The following is a 17,864-nucleotide window of genomic DNA, read 5'->3' as shown; positions in this document are numbered from 1 at the left end:
GTTCAGAACGGGGCCGGTATGTCCGCCAACACGGCGGATGCAGCCGCTGCGCGAAACGACGACCCACCCATGATCGGTTGGGGTCATGGGTTGTCTCCGACAATTGTGCGCATCTTCTGTTGGGCCGCATCGCCTGCAGCGAACCCCGCTCGGTGGCCGGCTATTGCTGCAATACGGGCTCGTTCCATGTCGAGCAGCAGATCGTGGTTGACGAACGCCTTGGTGCGGGCAAACGGTACCGATTGGTACTGGGCCAGTGCCTGTGCTCGGGTGCATCCTGCAGCGAGCGGGTCACTGTGGGCTGCAACGAGTTCATCGAGGAGGCCGTCGGAGAGTGCGGTGGCACCGAGCCATCGATCGCACCCGATGATCATTCGATTCGCCACGGCAGGCCCTACTCGGCGTTCCAAGAGCGGAGCTCCGAGTATGCAGGAGATACCCAACTTGAGCTCGGGCATACGGAGGTCCGACGTCGACGTTCCGATGCGCCAGTCGGCGCACAGTGCCAACTGAAGTCCGATGCCGATGCAGTATTTGTCGATGACTGCCACGGTCGGTTTCGAGATCGACAGAACTGCTCGATACATGTCCACGCAGGCGTCGATCCATCGGTTGACCTCGGAGCCTCCCGTGAAGTCCTTGACTTCGTTGAAGTCACCGCCGACACCGAAGGATCGACCGTCTCCCCCGTACAGAACCAGCCCCTCGACATCCGGGGTGTCCCCTAGCTGCCAGACCAACTCGGTGATGCCGCGCATCTTGTCCGTGGAGAACGTGTTGTGTCCTTCGCCGTCGAATTCGATGATCGCCAAGGGGCCGTTGCGAACTGCAGTACCGCCATGGGCTTCGGGCGACCTCGGCCGATCGTGGGTGGCGGAGGGCGAGTGCAGTGTTCTCACGCTTCGACCAGCTCCCCACGCTTTCGGCGGTCTGCGTCGAGGGCGCGGCGTGTGTAGAGACGTTGTCCCCATTGTTCGCTGTCGTCGGCGCTGATCGTGGTGCCGTTGCATATTGCAGTGACGATTCGATGGAATTGAGCCAGTGCGACGGCGGCGGTACGTTCGCTCAAGCTCGTCTCGGATTCGCCCGGGACTATGTCGAATCGGTCGACCGCGATTATCGGACCGCCATCCACCTTCGGGGTGATGATGTGGCAGGTGGCCCCGAATTGCGTCTGGTTGTCGTCGATCGCGTAGCGATATCCGCCGATCCCTCGGTAGTTCGGGGTCGCCGGGTGGAAGTTCACGGCCAGTTCCCGCACTCGATCGAGTGTGGCCTCGGACAGGATGAAGTCCGATTTGAAGGACAGAAGCAGGTCGCATCCGTGCCACTGATCGAACGATCGAGTCACTGGATCGCCGTAATCCCAGGCAAACCAGTCGACGTCGGCGAATCTGCGGCGGAGAAAGTCGTGGGCGAGTTCGCCCCACCGTGATCCGTCGGAGATGAGCAGAACAGAGCGGGTGTCTTTCATCGAGTGACAACTCCTTCGGTGAGTGGGAGAGCCCAGCAGTACGCGAATCCGGCTCCTGCTTCGTGTCGAAAGGTGTCTGCCTCTTCGTAATCGGCCAGTGCCGAGCTGTATCGGCCGTATTTCGGGGACGTCCGGCCGATGCATCGAGCGGAGCCCTTGTACAGCTCGACGGTCACTGTGCCCGTCACGCGGTGAGCCAGACGCGCGCAGTAGGCATCCAGTGCTGCGCGCAGATCAGTGAACCAGTAGCCGTAGTAGACCAACTCTGCGTACTGGTCGGCGATGGATCGCTTGTGGTGGAGCGTCTCTCGGTCCAGTACGAGCGCTTCGAGATCGGTTCGTGCAGCGAGAAGAACTGTTGCAGCGGGTGCTTCGTAGATTCCGCGGCTCTTGAAGCCGACGATGCGGCTCTCAAGGATTTCGGTACGCCCGATACCGTTCGCGGCCGCTGTGTCTCCGAGTTCGCTGACCAGGTCGATCAGGTCGAGCTTGCGGCCGTCGAGAGCGACGGGAATGCCTGCTTCGAACTCGATCGTGATCGTTGTTGCACGATCCGGTGCCTGCACCGGCGCGGTCGTGATCTGCCATGCATCGGGCGGTGGAGCGTGGTCGATGAGGTCGAGATCCCCGCACTCGATGCTGGTGCCCCAGATATTGGTGTCGATGCTGTACGGCGTCGTCTTGCTGACACCTACATCGATACCGTGGAGATCGGCGTAGGCGATTTCGCTACCGCGTGAGGTCATTTCCCAATCGATGACAGGTGCGAGAATGTCGAGCTCGGGAGCCAACGCCCGCACGGAGGTGTAGAACCGGACCTGATCGTTTCCCTTGCCTGTGGCACCGTGAGCGACTGCGGATGCACCGCGTTCGCGAGCGATGCTGACCAGCCGCTCGGCGATCAACGGTCGAGACAATGGTGCAGCTAGAAGATATTTTCCCTCGTATGCAGCGCCGGCGGCGAGAGCCGGGATTGCATAGTCGTGGAGGAAATGGTCTCGGACGTCTTCGACGATTACTTCCGACGCGCCGGCCGCGGTTGCGCGCTTCGAGACGGCCTCGAGGTCCTCGATTTGGCCGAGGTTCGCGCAGTACGCGATGACCTCGGTCTGATAGCGCTCTTTGAGCCAGTGCACGGCAACGGATGTGTCCAATCCGCCGGAATATGCCAGGACGATGCTCATACCCCGACCTCCATCGCGAGTTCGGGCACGCTCACGCCGCCGACGACGGATCGCGCTGCTCGTAGGCATTCCGCCTTCGCCTCCCAGAGGCGGGTTCTGGCTTGCCGGATTTTGGCGAGTCTGTCGGTCACGTCGGCCAGGCCTTGCTCCTGCTGTTCGGCGACCCGCGTCGGTCCGGTGGATCCGGCAGAGATGTAGCTGCGCAGTGTGTGGAGGGGATCGCATATCTGCTTCATGTCGACCTCATTGATGTCGATGTCGTGTTCCTCGCGGAGGAAAGTGGTGGTGAACGCGACGTTGCGCAGGGTATGACCGGCTGCGAGGGCGGCGTTGACGAGGTCACCGGTGATGCGGTGGGCTGTGCGGAAAGGAACGTCGAACCGAGAGACCAAGATGTTGGCGATCTCTGTCGCGGTCGAGAAGTTGTCCCAGCACAGGGCTCTGCCGCGAGCACCGTCGAACGCGGTGTGCAGGTTCTGGCGTCGGCACAGGCGAATGGTGTCGAGGTACGTATCGAGGGCACCCCAGTAAACCGGTTTGTCCTCCTGCAGGTCGCAGCTGTACCCGAGACCGACCGACTTCTCCATCACCAGCAGTTGCACCAGCGCACCCACCGCGCGACCGGACTTCCCTCGCGCCAGTTCCGCAACCACCGGATTCTTCTTCTGCGGCATGATCGAGCTACCGGTCGCGAACGAATCGTGCACTTCGGCGAGAGCGTATTCATTCGAGCTCCAGGTGACGATCTCTTCCTGCATGCGAGACAGATTCACAGCACCGCTGGCAGCTGCGCCCGCTACTTCGACTGTCCAGTCCCTCGTCGACGTCGCATCGAGCGCATTGACCATCGGTGCATCGAACCCGAGAAGCCGGGAGGTGTAATCGCGGTCCAAGGCGAATGTAGTTCCGGCGAGCGCACACGCGCCGAGCGGATTGATGTTGATGCGCTTCCAGGCATCCATCAGGCGGGAGGCATCACGCAGCAAGGCCTGTGCGTGCGCAGCCTTCCAAAATGCTACCGAAATCGGTTGCGCTGCCTGCGAATGCGTGTAGCCAGGTAGGACTGCTTCTCGTTCCGACTCGGGGCACCCGAGCAGATCCTGCGCGAACATGAGCAGTTCTTCGCTGGCATCGAGCAGCCACTCGCGGGTGACCATGCGTGCGTCGGTCTGCACCTGATCGTTTCGGGACCGTGCGGTGTGCATGCGGCCGCCGACGGGTCCGATCCGTTCGATGAGCATGAATTCGGTGTTGAGGTGCACATCTTCTTGTCGGACGTCGAGCTGCAATCCACCGTCGGCTCGGCTGCTCTCCATGTCGAGCAGCCCAGCGAGAAGCACTTTGGTGTCGGGTTCGGTGTTGATTCCCGCGCGACCGAGCATCAGAACATGAGCCATGTTCTGCCACAGGTCGTGTTCGAGCATTCTGCTGTCCACCGATGCTGTCTCCGTGTAGCAAAGTACATCGTCGGTGATATCGGTGGAGAATCTTCCACCCCAGAGCTTTTCGCTCATTGATCGGTACCCCTCTGTGTGCGTGATGTTCGGTTTCGGTACAGGAAAGTTCGGGTCAGGGCACGGCAAAGCCAAGACCTGGCGGGATTGGACTGCCCGCGGCGTGAACCCGACCGGGCGTCGTTACACGGTCAGGTCGAGCTCGGGTCAAGTAGTTGAAAGAGCGAAGGGAGAAGGGCTCGGACGGCGGGGGTGTCTACTCGAAGGCCAGCCGGACGCCGAAGCCCACCAGAACAACACCCAGTCCACGCTCGAGCCACGCCCCCACCCGACCCTTCTCCAAGAACCGGCGAGCGGACGAGGCGAGAAGTGCGTACGAGGACAGACATATCAGCGCCACCACGAACTCGATCGACATGAGCAGCATGGACCACACGAAGACGTTCCCGTCGCGCGGAATGAACTGAGGGAGCACCGCCAGATAGAACGCACCCATCTTCGGGTTCAACAGGTCTGCGACGAAACCGGTCACGAACGCGCGCGACCACTTCGGCTGGTGCGCACTGTAAGTCGCGGCATCGACGTCGGTGAAGCTGCCCTTCCGCTGCCAGATGCTCTCAATTCCCAGGTACACCAGGTAGGCAGCACCTGCGATACGTACCGCGTCGAATGCCCCGGGGACGCTGGTGAGCAAAGATGCCAGCCCCACGGCCGCAGCGATGCCCCACGCCATCGACCCCGTCGCCGCACCCAACGCGACGGCGACGCCGTGACGCACACCGCCGGACAGCGAGTGCTTGACCGCCAGCATGACGTCAGGGCCTGGAATTATTCCGAAGACAATAGCGACAGGGAGATAGGCCAGAACGGGGTTGTTCACGGCGAGAACGGTACGACCACCCCGGTGCCGATGCACGTTTCCTAAGTATCGCTGATCTAGGTTTAGTATTTGTGGATGTACAACCACGATCAGCTCGCCACACTCGCCGCGATCTGCGATTCAGGGTCGTTCGAGGGGGCCGCGATGGCGTTGCACATCTCGTCTTCTGCAGTCAGTCAACGTATTACCGCGCTCGAACGAGCGTCGGGGGCCGCGCTGCTGCAGCGAACCAGGCCGGTACTACCCACCAGAAACGGACAAGCTCTGCTCCGACTCGCGCGGCAAATCGAAGTCCTCACCGTCGACGCCGACGCTGAGCTACGCGGCGGCTCTAACTCGACGGATACCGCTGCGCCATTGCGTTTTTCGCTGGCCATCAATGCCGACTCGGTCTCGACGTGGTTCCAACCGGTAATGAAAGCGATCGCCGTCGACCGACGGATACTGCTGGACCTACACATCGAAGATCAGGACCATACAGACGCTCTACTGCGTCAAGGCGTGGTCATGGCCGCCGTGACGACTTCACGTACCGCAGCACCTGGCTGTACGGTCGAATCCCTCGGAGCCATGGTTTATTGGCCCGCGTGCGCGCCGTCACTCATTCGCGACACCGACGCCGACTTTTGCGATCCCAGCCGCCTCCCGATGCTGCGATTCGACAAAAAGGACGACCTACAACACGCCTATCTACGCAAGATCAAAGCGCACCGTGAACCCCCGATCCATTACCTCCCATCGAACCGCGAATTCCTGACTGCAGCTCGACTCGGGCTCGGGTGGGGCGTGCTACCGGAAGGACAAATCGCGCGCGACCTCGCCGACGGGACACTCGTTCACCTCGACCCCGACCACAACGTCACCATTCCCCTGTATTGGCAACGATGGCACCTGCCGTCCGAAACCCTCGACAGAATCACAGCCTGGGTACGCGACGCCGCCCATCACGCATTGATCGCCACACCCAAAGAACGAAAAATAGCAAATCGTGCCCCAAGTCGTTCGGTGCCCGGCGCGGCAACACCGGCACCTGCGTGAGTGAGTCCGGCGGCTATCGGACCAGCTGTGACGGGGTATGGGGCGGGGTCGACCACTACGGAGCTCGACGTCACGATCGGACAGAGAATAGTCCGTCTGAGCTGTTGTGGAACCTGTCGGGGGATCACGGTGCATACGTTGCGGGTCCTTGGCGGCCATGGCCACGACTGCACGAGGAGCCACCTAGAAGTCCACCCATTCATAGTGCCCATTGTTCGGCGGCCACGCTTTGACTGCCGCTCAAGGGTGCGGAGCAATACGGCCAATCTTGATATGCAAGGTTACCAGTAAACCTCTGCATATTGTTCTGTTGCAATGCTTTTCGCCTGTAGTCGTCAAGGACGACGTCTCCGAACAGCCACGAATCGTCACAGTTAACCTGGTGACGGCTATCGGTCAGTTCGGGCGATCAGCCGCAGGAGGTAGTGCTGCGACGAGAGTGTGCAACGCAGTGTCGGTTCCGTCGATTGCGAGACTGCCGGTGGCCAATGCGTCAGCTATAGCAAGGCGGCCGGCGACCAGAGCAGCGACGATTCCCGAATCGCCGATGACCGCGGCGTCGGCACCACCGGGCGCGAGGCCTCGGGTCACTGTGGTCGATGTGCCGACGTGGGTGATGTGGACACTTTCCCCGTCGATCGTGAAGTCGTACACCCCACGCCCTTGCGGCTCACTGGTTGCGATGAGCCTGGCGAACACGGTCAGACTCCACTCCGGCTGAAAGCGTCGGTCCGGGGTTCGTTCCGATTCGAGCTGGTGGCGGGCTCCCCAGATTGCCAGCGGCACCAGGGCATCGGCGAGTTCCCACCCCACTGCGGTGAGTTCGTAGACCGTCGACGCGGCCGGAGGTGGAAGATCCCGCCGCGTGATCACCCCGTCTGCTTCGAGTTGTTTGACGCGCTCCGCGAGCAGGCTCGTACCGATGCCGTGCAGCGATGCCGCCAGGTCGGTGTAGCGCATCGGCCCTGCCATCAGGTCCCGGACGATCAGCAGAGTCCATCGCTCTCCGACGGCATCCAGCGCACCGGCCAACCCGCAGAACTGTTGATAGCTGCGCCGCGTCATACACCCAGCGTACATAACCGAAGTGGTAAGAACGGATTTGGTATTGCGTACTTCTAAATCTTATGTAACAGTCGTCCACGGATCCCCTGCCGAAAGGACATCTGATGGCAACTACCGAAGCGCGGAACTTCGTCGACACGTTCATCGACTTCTGGGCTGCTCCGTCGTCCGCGCGGCTGACCGAAATCTTGCATGACGATGTCGTCCTCGTTCAGCCACTCAGCAGGCGCTTGGACGGAATCCGTTCTGCTCAATGCGAGTTCGACAGTTTATGGGGGTGGATGCCCGACCTGCGGGCCGAGGTCGTCCGCTGGCACGGGGACGCCGAGGTGGTGTTCATCGAGCTGCGGCTGCATGCGAACTGGGGTGGACAACGCGTCGAGTGGCCGTGTGTGGACCGGCTGCTTCTACGCGATGGAAAAGCCGTGGAACGTCATGCCTTCTTCGACCCGCTACCGTTGGTGTTGACGCTGCTTCGACACCCGTCGGTGTGGCGGTCGTGGTGGCGATCGGGCGGTTCCCGCCCTTGGAGGTACGGGCACACATCGCCGTACGCGGTCACCCGGTCAGCGCGTGGGAACGCATCGTGAGAGTTCTCGTTGTAGGTGCCAGTGGATACAACGGCAGCCGCATCGCGGCCCACCTACGAGAGCAAGGTCATTGGGTGCGTGGGTTCGTCCGCGACCCCGCCCGCGCTCCAACTGGCTTGGACCAGGTCGTTGTCGGAGACGTCGCGACCGGAGTTGGCTTGTCGGAGGCGCTCGCTGGTATCGATGTCGCCTACTACTTCGTGCATTCGTTGGATTCAACCGACCAGGACAATCGGGATCTCACCGCGGCCCGCCACTTCACGGCAGCCGCGGACTCGGCGGCGTTACCTCGCTGCGTCTTCTTCAGCACGCTCCCCGCCCCCAACGGCGCGCCCGCACCGCTCTACCAACGCAACCGCCTCGCCGTCGAGCAGGAACTCCTCACCCTGCCCGGGACGGTCGTCGTTCGCGCCGGAATGGTCCTCGGCGACCAGTCACGAGGACTACGGCCCTACCTGCAACTCATCCGCCGCGCTCCCCTGATCCCGATGGGCCCGTGGCGCAGACATCGCATGGCTGTCGTCGACATCGCCACCACCACCGAGTGTCTGATCCACGCCGGCACCACCCCCGAACACATCGGCCGCATCGTCGACATCCCAGCATCGGGCGAACCCACACATGAGCAGCTCGTGCGCGCAATCATGGAGTCCCTGAACCTGCACAGACCGATCGTTCGAGTCCCGTGGAGTACGCCCACGCTCGACGCGTTCCTCACCTCGCGCTTTACCGACGACTCGTTTCACTTCAGCCGACATCTCGCCAGCATCAACCGATTCGACTATGTCGTCGACCCCATGCGCACACAGCCGTTCGCGCACATCACACCCCGCCCCCTGCATGCGGCCCTCGAGATGCTAGTCGAGAGCCCCTCCGGCCCTGGCAGCCGGTGATGACAACCAGCGCCGCGATCCACAGCAGCGGAACCCAACCGAACGAAGGAACACCGATGACCAACACCGGACTGCAACCTCTCGATGGACATGCGTTCGCCACCAACGCCGAACGCATCACCAACACCGCATCGATTCACGAGTGGACAGCCCTGTACGCCCCAGACGCCACCGCCGAATGGATCATCGACGGAGCCCGACAACACCTAGTCGGCCGAACCGCTATCACCGCCGCAGCAACCGAACTCGCCACCCTCTGGCGAACGCAACACTTACGCGTAGCGAAAACTGTGCAGTGCGCGGATGCCGCCACGATCGCGCTCACATGGACCGGGGGCTTTCGCAACGAACTGAACCAAGTCGGCACCGAAATATGGACCTTCCGAGACGGATTCGTCACCCACCACACGATGCACGCCCATCTCGACGTCCGCGACCATACCTCTATCCGTGCCCGCCTACGCCTCGCCGTAACCGCACCGCGCATCGTCCTCGCCCTCACCTGGCAGCGAGCCCGAAGTCCGCGATAGCGGGCTGACCGTCCGGCAGTCTAAACCTCACGGTTACCAGTCTTCTTCACGCGGGAGCCCAGGGGCAATACTACGAGTCTTGATATGCAGATTGCCAGTAACTCTGAATATTGTGTGGCTGCAGTACTTTTCGTGCAAAACTGCCATGACCGTCAGCTCTGTTTTGGTAGCTCTTGGCTTCTGTGCGCTCATCAACTTGTTGGTGTTCACCGTTGTGAAACCGCCCGCCGTGGGCGGGGTCTTAGCGTCTCCTTCTGGAGATGGCGGTGATCGCTGCGGCGATCAGTATTGCTCCGGCAGCTATGGACGTAGTCGCTGTCCATCCCCACCAGTGGACTGCTGAGGCACCGAATGCGGTGCCGACGCTGCCGCCGATGAAGTAGACGACCATGTAGGCGCTATTGAGCTGGGCTGGCGCGGTGGGGTTGATGGCAAGGACCGTGCTCTGGTTAGCCACCTGGGCGGCGAACAGTCCAGCGTCGAACAATCCCAAGCAGATGAGTGTGACCGCTGTGTTCGAGAGGAACAGCGATAGCGCTGCGGCGGCGAGGACTGCCAGGACGAGCCCAACCAAAATCACCGCGTTCGCGCCAACGCGGTCAGTCCAGACGCCGGCAATCCTGGTGGCGAGGATGCCCAGCAAACCGGCGAACGCGTAGAGCCCGATTCGCTCTGCGGAGTAGGAGAATGGTGGTTGCGACAGTGCAACTGCAAGACCGGCCCACACCGTGCAGAAAGCGAAGAACCACAACGCTCCGCGGCCCGCAGCTAACCGGAGCAGTGGGTGACGAACGAATAGACCAGGTAGTGCACGGACCGTGGCGAGATAGCCGGTCGTGACGCGGACCGTGGCGGCGGGAAGGGCAAATCGCGCTGCCACGGCGATCACCACGCACGTTGCGGCGAAAGTGAGAAGCATCCCGCGCCAACCGATGACGTCGGTCAGCCAGCCGCCGACAATGCGGCCCGTAAGTATGCCGGCGGAGATCCCGGCAGTGACGATGCCCAGGACTGTGGCGCGCCGGAGCGGATCAGCGAACCGGCCCGCTACCGAACTCAGCTGCGCGCCCACTGAAGAACCAGCCCCGACGACACCCACAACGAGACCCAAAGGCCACGGGTCTACGACCGCGGCGTTGAGGGCCAAAACTGCTGCTAATGCGGCGAATTGGACAGACAGCACGTGTCGGGGTGCGAATCGGTCGACCAGCGGCACCAGCAGAATCAACCCCAGCAGGTAGCCAACGGGCCCACACGCGAGGGCAACGCCGATCTCGGTGACCGAGACATCCATCGAGGTGGCCACCTCAGCCACACCCGGCTGGAGCGGATAGATGGTTGCAGTACCAATCGCGGCGGCAAGCGACATGAACCACACGACAGGCGATTTCAAAACTGTTGAGCGGTCCAGCGACTCTGGAGAAGTGGTCATAACCGAGAAGTGTTGTCGGCAAGACAACCCGTCGCTGGCGGGAATCCGACATCACCATCGGACCATCCAATGATCAGCAGGAATCGGTACTTGGGAGGTTCGACTGAGCTTGGCTAACTACAGCTACGACAGGGCCAACCGCATCGCGCATTGCCCTTAACCTGCAGAGGAGCAACTGCTTCTGTAGTCAGAAGTCGTTCAGCGACCGTGCTGTGGGCGGCGGTTGGCCCGCAGATTCGACTGGGACACAGCCCGCTTTCTCGTTCGTGAGGTTCGCGCTCTGCACGCGATCGAGACGAAACCACCGAATTGCTTGTGCGGTCCGGCAATGGGCGACGAGGTACCAGTGGCCAGCGGTGTGAGCCAGGAGTGCTGGGTCCACCCGTCGTTGCGTCTCGGCTCCGTAATTGTCGCAGTAACGGAGTGCGAGCACGCGTTGCTCGGCCAGGCCCTGCTCGATCTTCCTGAGGTTCCGGTTGCTCCGCCCATCGTGCGCGGCATCGATCCAGACTCGGTCTGCAAGCAATGCCGCACGCGCCCGGGTATGGGCGTCCATCGCGTCGAGAACCTTCGCGAACACCGTCCGAAGTTCCCTCGAACGGTTGCCCGTGACTCGCGGCTACGGCAGCAGCGAGTCCGACGACTTCCGACTCGGTGAAGTTGACGGGCGGAAGGGTGGCACTGCGATCGACAACATAACCACCACCCGGTCCGGGCCGGGCACGCACCGGAAAGCCCGCGTGCTGGAGGGCACTAACATCCCGCTTCACCGTGCGGACGCTGACCTCGAACAGCTGAGCCAGTTGCTCGGCCGTTCGGCCTTGAGAACCCGCACGTCGCAGCTCCTCCCGAGTGGCGAACAGCCTGCCGGTTCGGTTCACCCCAAGATGGTGACATACAGGTGACACGACCACCGACCACGATGGGTGACATGACCGATCCGCACCTTCCGATTCTGATACTCAGCGGCGCTGGGCTCCCCCCGTGGATCTGGGACGAGGTGCAAAAGCGGATCGTCGCCGATTCCGTTGTTGCTCCCCGGCCTGCCGGACACGCGGATGCGCCACTTTCTGCATATGTCGATGCTGCCATCGAGGCCGCGCCCGCCGGCAGGTTCGCAGTCGTGGCGCATTCTTCGGGCGGTGTGGTCGGCTCCGAAGTGGCACGCCTTCTCGCGGATCGGGTGGAGTCGTTCATTGCCATCTCCGCTGTGATCCCAGTTGGCCACGCCTCGTTCGTGACTGCGATGCCAGCCCCTCGCCGATGGGTTCTGGCAGCAGGGATACGCCTCGGGGGCACCCGTCCCCCTACCAGTTCGCTTCGGCGCGGACTCAGTGGAGGATTGAGCGATGAGATGGCAACCCGAATCGTCGACGAGTTCGTGCCCGAATCCAAAGGTCTCTACCTAGATTCAACAGTTGACCGCGCGTGGTCAGGTCGCCGGGGCTACCTGGTCACGACCCAGGATCGACAGATCTCGCCCGCTCTCCAGCGCCGGTTCGCACAGAGGCTGGACGGAACATGGTCGGAAGAGATCCTGACGGGCCATCTGCCGATGCTTCAGGACCCGCACACAACAGCCACAAAGATCGATGACTTCCTGTCCGCCTGAATTACTCCAGTCGTCGCCAGCTTGCGCGCCCTGCTCCACCGGAATGCCTTTCGGACACAATGCGATCGCCTACTGGTGGACCGGTCGTCTCCGATCCCGCCGAGGGTGAAACTGCCTGTCAGCATCAACCGGTTTCGACGGCCGTCGAAAAGAACGTGGAAGGGGGCAATGGAACTCGCCGAATAGGGTGGTAACTGTGAGATTACGACCAGTCTTGATATGCAGGGTTGCCAGTAAAGTGCTGCATGTCCTGTGTGCCAGCACTTTTCGTTCGTGCATTGCCGCTGAACCGTCAGTGATCGCGGGAATCATTCTACTTTCTTGACCGTTGCGCACCGGGCCCTTTCATCCCCAGTACAACGTCGGGGTTCCAGTAGGGACTTGAGGTCAAGAGGCCAGTGCCTCGGACAGGTATCGGATCAGTGCTGTCTTGAGCTCGGTCACGAGCTGCGCCTTTTTGCTGGTCTTTTCTGCAGCGATGACGGGCATCATTCCGCGGGTGATCTGCAAGGCCACCAGGGAGTGCAGGGCGATGCGATCGCCGGACAGGGCCGGTGCCAGTGCGGCCAGGGTCGCTGACACCCTCGTGGATAGTTCGTTCTGCAGCGGTACGACCGCTGCGTAGAGAGCCGGTTGGGTGTCCGCCCGCGAGAACAGCTGCAGGAAGGCAGGATTGGCCGCGTTGAAAGCAACCATATTGTCGACGGCGCGGTCGATGAACTGCGGCAGGGTTTCCGGTGCCCCGTCGGGCCGGGGATCGACCGCGGCGGATTGGGCAGCGGTCAGCTCGGTGACGTAGCGCTCAGCCAAGGCGGAAGCGATCTCTTCCTTGTTTCTGAAGAACTGATACAGCGATCCCGGTGACATACCTGACCTGCTCGCGATCGCATTCGTCGTCGCTGCGTCGAACCCGACTTCTCCGAACAACTCCTCCGCGCCGTCGAGTATCTCGGCCATGCGCTTGAGGCCTCGATCCTGACGCTTCGGCGTCGGCGGGTCAGTTGGCGTACGGGTTTTCTGCATATGAACTCCAGGTTCTCCGGTAGACAAGGCGAGCGTCTACTCGTATTCTCCCAAACTACGAGCAATCGCTCGTATCCACGGTAGCAGGGGGACCTACGATGCCCACCCGATTCGCCACAACCCGACCCGGACTCACCCTCGCAGTGGCCGGCGTCCTCTTTCTCGTGCTCGCGGCGGTCGCTGCCGGTGCGATGAACGCACTGTCCCTGAACAGGTTCGAGGCAACCAATGCCCCCTCGGCGGCAGCCGAAACGCTGCTCAAAGACACCTTCGAGACCGGCACACCGAACATCACCGTCCTCGTCACCGCGAATAACGGCGACGTCGACAGCTCGGCAGTGACCGAGGAGGGGTTGCGCCTGACCGAGCTCGTCGACACCTTCCCCGGTGTCGACGATGCATGGTCCTACTGGACTGAAAAGGTCCCGACGCTCTCCGCCGGAGACGGCAGCTCAGCGCTTATCCAAGCGTGGGCACCGGGCGACGCCACCGAAGTCCGACAAGAGATCCTTCCCGCCCTCGACGAGGCGCTCAGTCGAACGGAAAGCTCGACCATCGAAGTCACCCTCGGTGGCAGCGACGAAGTGTTCAGATCGGTCGCAGAGCAGTCGAGAACCGATTTCCTCCGCGCAGAACTGATCATCGTCCCACTGGTGATCGCACTGTTGTGGGCCGTGCTACGACGACTTCGCCTCGCCGCAGTGGTCTTTGCGACCGGACTGTTCTCGGTCGTCGGCACCCTGGCCATCATGCGGGTGGTGGCAGCGTTCACCGAGGTGTCGACCTTCGCGGCGAACATCGCGCTGGTGATGGGCATCGCGCTCGGCGTCGATTACGGACTGTTCCTGATTTACCGCTTCCGAGAAGAGGCCCGCCGCACCGCCGATCTGCCGCTGGCCGTGCAACGAGCGACGCAGGCAGCCGGGCGAACCATCGTGTTCTCCGGTGCCACAGTCGCTGCGTCCCTGGCCGTTCTGTTGGTCTTCCCGTTCCCCTTCCTGGCCTCGTTCGCCTATGCCGGGGTCGCCGTCGTAGTCACCGCTGTTCTCGCAGCGACATTCGTGCTCCCCGCAGCGTTGGTGCTGCTCGGGCGTCGAGCCCTGCGACGTGGGGAACCCGCTACCGACGGAAGCGCGCTGTGGCGGCGCATCACCGTGGCCACGACCGGGCGACCTGCGGTGTTCGCAATCGCCGGTGTGGTGATCTTGATACTGCTCGGTGCGCCCGTCCTCGGTGTTCGTTTCGGTGCACCCGACGATCGAATCCTCCCGCAATCGGTGCCGGTGCGCGCCCTCTACGACACCATCCGCGACGACTACGACAGCGAGGACGCCGATGCCATCCTGATCGTCGCCCAGACCATCACCCCGGACCAACTCGGTCGGTACGCATCCGAACTCGCCGCACTGCCCGACGTGCTCCGTGTCGACAGTGCGGTGGGCAGTGTCGCCGCGGGCGGAGCACTCATACCTCCGGCGGACAGCGCCGTCCGCTTCACTCCCGGCGCTGCAGGCAGCTACCTCTCGGTGGTACCCACTCGCGAATCACTCCACGACAGAGCGGGATTCGTCTCCGCGGTACGGTCGGTCGAGCCTCCCGCGGAGGTGCTGATCGGCGGCTCACCAGCCATGCTCGACGACTACACCGCCGGCGTCACCGCCCGGCTACCACTGGTGGCCGTGCTCATCGCACTGATCACCTTCGCCATTCTGTTCGTGATGACCGGATCCGTCATCGCACCGATCAAAGCCACCATCTTGAACTTGTTGTCACTGACGGTGATGTTCGGTGTGCTGGTGTGGGGCTTTCAGAACGGTAATCTCGCAGGGCTGCTGGGCTTCACACCTACCGGAGCGATCGAACCGAGTATCCCGATCCTGATGTTCTGCATTGCCTACGGCCTGTCGATGGACTACGAAGTCTTCCTGCTCTCGAGAATCAAGGAAGAGTTCGATCGCACCGGAGACAATCGACGATCCATCGTCGACGGCATCTCCCGCTCCGCGCCCGTCGTGACCGCAGCAGCTCTCATCCTGGCTGCCTCCTTCGCCACCTATGCCACATCCGGGGTGACATTCCTGCAGCAACTCGGGATCGGCATGGCCCTGGCGGTTCTCGTCGATGCCACCATCATCCGAGCGATCCTCGTCCCGTCCATCATGGCCCTGACCGGACGCTGGAACTGGTGGGCACCGCGCCCACTGGCACGCCTGCATCAGCGCATCGGCATCACCGACGCGCACACCACCGACACAACACAGGCCGAAGACAGCCACCGAGAGCCGAAAACATATGCGTAGCAAACTCATTCGAAGTATCCCGTTCCTTCATCGCCGCCTCGATCGGAGTCACGCAATGTTCGAAACAAGACGACATCACCCACTCTCACGGCTCATCGCCGCAATCGTGATAGTCGTGGCCTCCACCACCGTTTTTCTCGGTGGTACGGCGATCGCTGCCGCACAACCGGCCCCGTCGGGCGTGATCGATGTACCGGTGTCGTTCACGGTCCACAACATCAACGACACGGCAGTTCCCTGCGCTGCAGACGGTCGCGCGTACACGATACGGGGTCATCTCACCGCTCCTGCAGGGGGTTTCGGGAACGCCATCACGCTCTACGAACACGGTATCGCGGCAGGTGAGTGGTATTGGCGTCTGCCGGTTCAGGGATACCACCACACCTACGAAATGGCCGCCCGGGGCCAGACCTCGCTGACCATCGACAGGCTGGGATACGACTCGAGCGATGCTCCGCCCGGGGGCGCGATGTGTGTGGGATCCCAAGCAACCATGGCGCATCAGATCGTCCAGGCACTGCGCACCGGCAACTATCAATGGGATGCATCCGGAACCGCCCCCACCTTCGAGCACATCACCCTCGCAGGCCAATCGAACGGTGGGCAGATCGTCCAGATCGAGGCATACACCTTCGACGACATCGACGCGCTGGTGGTCATGGACTGGGCCGATCGCGGTCTGACGCCGGAGGCCTACGTCAGATTCTTCGCCGCCACACCGCGCTGCCTCACCGGAGGTTCCGCATCGGAAAACAATCCCGCCGTGAACGGGTACACATTCTACGATCAGGGAACCGAGGAATTCGTCACAGGAAATTACGCCGATACGGAACAAGAGGTAATCGACGAAGCCGCCCCCTACCAGAACCAACACCCGTGCGGCGACATGCTCTCGCAAGGTCCTGGAATTCTCCTCGATCTGGTCAAAATGTCGAGCATCGACATTCCGGTTCTCGGCCTGTACGGGCAGAACGATGCCCGCGTGCAATTCGGTAACGAACACATCGAATCGTTCACCGGAACCTCCGACAAAAAGGCCGTCACGATTCCCGACGCGGGCCACTACATGGGACACGCACGGAACGCTGCACTCGTCTTCGACTCGCTCGACCAGTGGCTCGATGCCAGGCAGCCTCACTGACCCCACGCTCGGGCCACGACAATAACTGAACAGACATTACGAGCCCGTGCATTTATTGGTGCATGCACGGGCTCGTAATTCTGCATTCTTTCTGCCCTCTCGAAAATGGGAAATGGATCAATCGATTTCTGTTGCCGGTATCACTTTCGGTAAATCCAGAATTAACCTACGAAGAATTGACTTATCGGAAATGCGGCGCTGTACTTGAAGGCACGTACCGATCGGTGCGGTTAGCACAGAGCAGAGAATCTGCGACCACATTCCTGGGGGAAGAAATGACTGTCACCACACCACCGTTCGACGTCGCCAGTGAACTGACATTCGACCGCACTGTGCCGCGAAGCCTCGTCCACCGCGCAGCTGTCAGCGAGGTCTTCCTCACCGACGCTGCAGCAACGGGCGAGAATCGATTCGTCGTGGCCGCGCAGCTGCCGCGCGGCCACGCCCTCTACAGCGACCGACTCGACGACCGGTACGACCCGATGATTCTCGTGGAGGCGTGCAGGCAAGCCTCCATCCTGATCAGCCACCAGTTCTACGGAGTCCCCAAAGACTGGGCGTTCGTGTTCCGCAAGGCCTCCGTGTCGGTGACCGACCTTGCCGCCCTGCAGGTCGGTGAAACACCGGGCCGATTGGTGATCCGAGTCGAGTTCGAGCGTCGGTTCCACGTCGAGGGGTACCTGACGGGAGCGGTCGGCAGGTATCAAACCGTTCTCGACGGCGTGCCTGTCGGCGAGTTCGTCGGATCTCTGAGCTTCATGCCCAAGCAGATGTTCGCCGAGATGCGCGCGGCCGGGCGGGCAGCGAAGAACACCCCCGATCAGCCGTATTCCTCTGCCGCCGTGCCGCTTCCGCCTGCACGCGTGGCTCGCCGGGACTCGAAGAACGTCGTGATCGCCTCCACCGGATCGGACCACCCCGACACGACGTACGAGGTCGTCGTCGACAACAACCACCCGTCGCTCTCCGATCACAAGGTCGACCACGTTTCGGGGATGCTCTTGACGGAAGCGTGCAGGCAGGCATCGGTGTGCGCTGTCCTGGACACCCAGTCGCTTCCGGAATCGTCGGTGGGCTCACCGGTGCGCTACGACATCCAGTTCCTCGACTTCGCCGAACACGAGCTCCCTGTCTACTGCCGTCTGATCGAGACCGCACCCACCGAGTCCGGGACCGGGATCGTCGCATCCTTCGAACTCGTTCAGGGCGATGTCGTCATCGTCCGCTCGCAGGTCGAGGTGGGATGAG

General features: G+C 62.1%; 17 protein-coding genes and 1 pseudogene. 8 read left to right on the top strand and 10 right to left on the bottom strand.

Going from position 1 to position 17,864, the window contains the following annotated elements:
* Positions 1-83 precede the first annotated feature (83 nt).
* The 5 genes from BH93_RS27245 to BH93_RS27225 all read right to left on the bottom strand — a co-directional run bounded on the left by BH93_RS27245 (position 84) and on the right by BH93_RS27225 (position 4,992).
* Complete coding sequence (locus BH93_RS27245; protein WP_165712986.1) at positions 84-899, bottom strand: enoyl-CoA hydratase/isomerase family protein; 816 nt, start codon at positions 897-899, stop codon at positions 84-86.
* Complete coding sequence (locus BH93_RS27240) at positions 896-1,474, bottom strand: formyltransferase family protein (protein WP_037174540.1); 579 nt, start codon at positions 1,472-1,474, stop codon at positions 896-898. Before BH93_RS27240 ends, BH93_RS27245 begins: the two co-directional genes overlap by 4 nt.
* Positions 1,471-2,658, bottom strand: coding sequence for an argininosuccinate synthase (locus BH93_RS27235; RefSeq protein WP_037174538.1), 1,188 nt, complete (start codon positions 2,656-2,658; stop codon positions 1,471-1,473). Before BH93_RS27235 ends, BH93_RS27240 begins: the two co-directional genes overlap by 4 nt.
* A complete protein-coding gene (gene argH, locus BH93_RS27230; protein WP_052065188.1) occupies positions 2,655-4,172 on the bottom strand; it encodes an argininosuccinate lyase in 1,518 nt (505 codons plus the stop codon). The genes BH93_RS27235 and argH overlap by 4 nt, the downstream gene beginning before the upstream one ends.
* Before the next feature lie 196 nt (positions 4,173-4,368).
* Positions 4,369-4,992 (bottom strand): LysE family translocator, encoded by a 624-nt coding sequence (locus BH93_RS27225; RefSeq protein ID WP_037174537.1) that lies wholly within the window; start codon positions 4,990-4,992, stop codon positions 4,369-4,371.
* Positions 4,993-5,067: 75 nt separating this feature from the next.
* Here BH93_RS27225 and BH93_RS27220 point away from each other — a divergent pair, with 75 nt between their 5' ends.
* Positions 5,068-6,030 (top strand): LysR family transcriptional regulator ArgP, encoded by a 963-nt coding sequence (locus BH93_RS27220; RefSeq protein WP_037174536.1) that lies wholly within the window; start codon positions 5,068-5,070, stop codon positions 6,028-6,030.
* 396 nt (positions 6,031-6,426) lie between these two features.
* On the opposite strand, the gene BH93_RS27215 is transcribed toward BH93_RS27220, so the two are convergent.
* On the bottom strand, positions 6,427-7,095 hold the full coding sequence (locus tag BH93_RS27215; RefSeq protein ID WP_037174535.1) for a winged helix-turn-helix transcriptional regulator: 669 nt from the start codon (positions 7,093-7,095) through the stop codon (positions 6,427-6,429).
* 104 nt (positions 7,096-7,199) lie between these two features.
* On the opposite strand from BH93_RS27215, the gene BH93_RS27210 reads away from it, so the two are divergent.
* Genes BH93_RS27210 through BH93_RS27200 form a run of 3 tightly spaced genes read left to right on the top strand, consistent with a single transcriptional unit; the run spans position 7,200 to position 9,108 of the window.
* A complete protein-coding gene (locus tag BH93_RS27210) occupies positions 7,200-7,685 on the top strand; it encodes a nuclear transport factor 2 family protein (protein ID WP_080739083.1) in 486 nt (161 codons plus the stop codon).
* On the top strand, positions 7,682-8,578 hold the full coding sequence (locus tag BH93_RS27205; protein ID WP_165712985.1) for an SDR family oxidoreductase: 897 nt from the start codon (positions 7,682-7,684) through the stop codon (positions 8,576-8,578). The genes BH93_RS27210 and BH93_RS27205 overlap by 4 nt, the downstream gene beginning before the upstream one ends.
* 56 nt (positions 8,579-8,634) lie before the next feature.
* Positions 8,635-9,108, top strand: coding sequence for a nuclear transport factor 2 family protein (locus tag BH93_RS27200; protein WP_155290981.1), 474 nt, complete (start codon positions 8,635-8,637; stop codon positions 9,106-9,108).
* A 241-nt stretch (positions 9,109-9,349) separates the two neighbouring features.
* Here the strand turns inward: BH93_RS27200 and BH93_RS27195 are convergent, their stop codons facing one another.
* The 3 genes and pseudogenes from BH93_RS27195 to BH93_RS28080 all read right to left on the bottom strand — a co-directional run.
* On the bottom strand, positions 9,350-10,477 hold the full coding sequence (locus BH93_RS27195) for an MFS transporter (protein WP_037174648.1): 1,128 nt from the start codon (positions 10,475-10,477) through the stop codon (positions 9,350-9,352).
* 250 nt (positions 10,478-10,727) lie between these two features.
* Positions 10,728-11,120, bottom strand: coding sequence for a helix-turn-helix transcriptional regulator (locus BH93_RS28085; RefSeq protein WP_242459271.1), 393 nt, complete (start codon positions 11,118-11,120; stop codon positions 10,728-10,730).
* A 175-nt stretch (positions 11,121-11,295) separates the two neighbouring features.
* A pseudogene (locus BH93_RS28080) lies at positions 11,296-11,421 on the bottom strand (HTH domain-containing protein); the annotation flags it as partial.
* A gap of 50 nt (positions 11,422-11,471) precedes the next feature.
* On the opposite strand from BH93_RS28080, the gene BH93_RS27185 reads away from it, so the two are divergent.
* Positions 11,472-12,152, top strand: coding sequence for an alpha/beta fold hydrolase (locus BH93_RS27185; protein ID WP_165712984.1), 681 nt, complete (start codon positions 11,472-11,474; stop codon positions 12,150-12,152).
* 387 nt (positions 12,153-12,539) lie between these two features.
* On the opposite strand, the gene BH93_RS27180 is transcribed toward BH93_RS27185, so the two are convergent.
* A complete protein-coding gene (locus tag BH93_RS27180; RefSeq protein WP_052065184.1) occupies positions 12,540-13,109 on the bottom strand; it encodes a TetR/AcrR family transcriptional regulator in 570 nt (189 codons plus the stop codon).
* Positions 13,110-13,273: 164 nt separating this feature from the next.
* On the opposite strand from BH93_RS27180, the gene BH93_RS27175 reads away from it, so the two are divergent.
* From BH93_RS27175 to BH93_RS27165, 3 genes are all read left to right on the top strand, one after another.
* The gene (locus BH93_RS27175) at positions 13,274-15,475 is read left to right on the top strand and encodes an MMPL family transporter (protein WP_037174532.1); all 2,202 of its coding nucleotides are present in this window, start codon (positions 13,274-13,276) and stop codon (positions 15,473-15,475) included.
* A gap of 55 nt (positions 15,476-15,530) precedes the next feature.
* The gene (locus tag BH93_RS27170; protein WP_037174531.1) at positions 15,531-16,616 is read left to right on the top strand and encodes an alpha/beta hydrolase; all 1,086 of its coding nucleotides are present in this window, start codon (positions 15,531-15,533) and stop codon (positions 16,614-16,616) included.
* A gap of 275 nt (positions 16,617-16,891) precedes the next feature.
* The gene (locus BH93_RS27165; protein WP_052065183.1) at positions 16,892-17,863 is read left to right on the top strand and encodes a ScbA/BarX family gamma-butyrolactone biosynthesis protein; all 972 of its coding nucleotides are present in this window, start codon (positions 16,892-16,894) and stop codon (positions 17,861-17,863) included.
* The last annotated feature ends 1 nt before the right edge of the window (position 17,864 follow it).

Source organism: Rhodococcoides fascians A25f, from assembly GCF_000760935.2.
Lineage (GTDB): Bacteria > Actinomycetota > Actinomycetes > Mycobacteriales > Mycobacteriaceae > Rhodococcoides.
This window is presented reverse-complemented; position numbering and strand designations above follow the sequence as displayed.